General features: G+C 48.0%; 3 protein-coding genes and 1 pseudogene. 3 read left to right on the top strand and 1 reads right to left on the bottom strand.

Going from position 1 to position 1446, the window contains the following annotated elements:
- The 3 genes and pseudogenes from QVO51_RS04510 to QVO51_RS04500 form a co-directional block, all read left to right on the top strand.
- Positions 1–512 (top strand): annotated as a pseudogene (locus tag QVO51_RS04510) (hypothetical protein); the annotation flags it as partial.
- Entirely contained in the window at positions 502–864 is a 363-nt protein-coding gene (locus QVO51_RS04505; RefSeq protein ID WP_022357404.1) for a hypothetical protein, read from the top strand. The pseudogene QVO51_RS04510 and the gene QVO51_RS04505, both read left to right, overlap by 11 nt.
- Positions 865–1206, top strand: coding sequence for a hypothetical protein (locus tag QVO51_RS04500; protein ID WP_022357403.1), 342 nt, complete (start codon positions 865–867; stop codon positions 1204–1206).
- Positions 1207–1265: 59 nt separating this feature from the next.
- Here QVO51_RS04500 and QVO51_RS04495 read toward each other — a convergent pair.
- On the bottom strand, positions 1266–1446 hold a 181-nt coding region (locus tag QVO51_RS04495; RefSeq protein ID WP_288167853.1), incomplete at its 5' end, for a hypothetical protein.

Here is a 1446-nt window from a genome sequence, read left to right as displayed (position 1 = left end):
CTATCAAATCGGGTATGGGGGCAATGCCTTACATGAAATACACACCCCGGACCCTGGACGAAATTCTCGAAGCAAATCCTGCTCCGGAATTTGAACGGGTCGATGAAGAGACTGAATCTAAAAATGAGGAAGGAGGCGGTCTTGTGAAGAAAGCAGACATGAAGTGGTTCGTCTTTGTTGAGTCAGTGAATCGAAAAGAAATCTATGAAATGAATGTCTTTGATCATGGCAGCTTCACTGCGGACCTCGAAAAGTTTCTGAAAAAGAGGCCCACTCGTGAGGAACTCTCTGAGGAGCTTCGCCACATCACCATGTACTATTTCTGGAGCAAGTGCGAATGGGAAGTTCTTCTCACCAGTTGGGTTCATGGCGGGCGTGATGATGCGCCCAAACTGAAGATCGATGTCTATGATCAGCTCAAAATGAACTGGGACCATTTTGTGGATTACGTCTGGCAGCTCGCACCGAAGAAGCGACCCAGGACGAAAGAAGGTGTGGTCGATGAGCTATGACATTTCGCTGCGTGATCCGGTGACTCATGCGGTCCTTGAAACCGAAGAGCCTCACTTCATGAGAGGTGGAACTTATGCAATGAATGGGACCACGGAGCTCTGGCTGAATGTGACCTACAACTACTCGAAAATCTACTACCGACCGGATGTCTTTGGCGAGAACGGCATTCGCTCAATTTACGGTCTGACCGGAGCGGAGAGCATTCCAGTTCTTCAGAAAGCAATCAAGGTTCTGCACGATGATGCGTCCAATGACTACTGGCTGCCCACCGAAGGGAATGCAAAACGTGCTCTCACTCAATTGCTGGCGATGGCTCGAATGCGTCCGGACGGAGTCTGGGATGGTGACTGAATGGAAAAAGAAGCCTTTGACATTTGGGAGGAGACTTACGACGTGCCTGGCCTTCCGGCCATCCTGTACGGGAAGCCCTCTCCGAATCTCTTGATCTATATTCACGGAGAACACGAGACTGAATTCAATGAGGAGGAGCTTGCTGAAGCTGCAGAAAAAGATGGCTTTCAATTTCTCTCCGTCACAATGGAGGACGTTCAAAATCACGTGATTTGGAATGGTCCTCGCTTCGATATGAGAGTCGTCGAAAACTATACGCATTTCCGATGGCCGAATCGACGCATTGTCACCACTCCGCAGTACGAGAAACTGGTCGATTCAATCGACTGGAAAGCAAAATAAAAAAGCCACTTTTGAAAAGTGACCCCCAAAATCGAATATTTTTGAAAAATGACCCCCATTTAGGCCTTGAAAAACGAATTTGACCACCACAAGGCTTGGATGGGGGTCATTGTATTAAAACTTCGGTGTAATGCCATATTATCCTTAATGAATGCCTGCATGACCGCTGTCAGTTCATCCGCCCTGATTTGCAGGTTGCCGATCTGCTTATCAAATGCTGAACAGTCGGAAAGCATATCC

It is taken from the genome of Ruminococcus sp. CAG:379, assembly GCF_000434255.1.
Lineage (GTDB): Bacteria > Bacillota > Clostridia > Oscillospirales > Ruminococcaceae > Ruminococcus_F > Ruminococcus_F champanellensis.
Note: the sequence above shows the minus strand (reverse complement) of the source record. Positions and strands in the feature narration are given on the sequence as shown.

Bases quoted from the DNA above. Each gene is read 5' to 3' on its own strand.
- QVO51_RS04505 (WP_022357404.1), top strand. From the start codon at position 502: ATGAGCTATGACATTTCGCTGCGTGATCCGGTGACTCATGCGGTCCTT.
- QVO51_RS04500 (WP_022357403.1), top strand. From the start codon at position 865: ATGGAAAAAGAAGCCTTTGACATTTGGGAGGAGACTTACGACGTGCCT.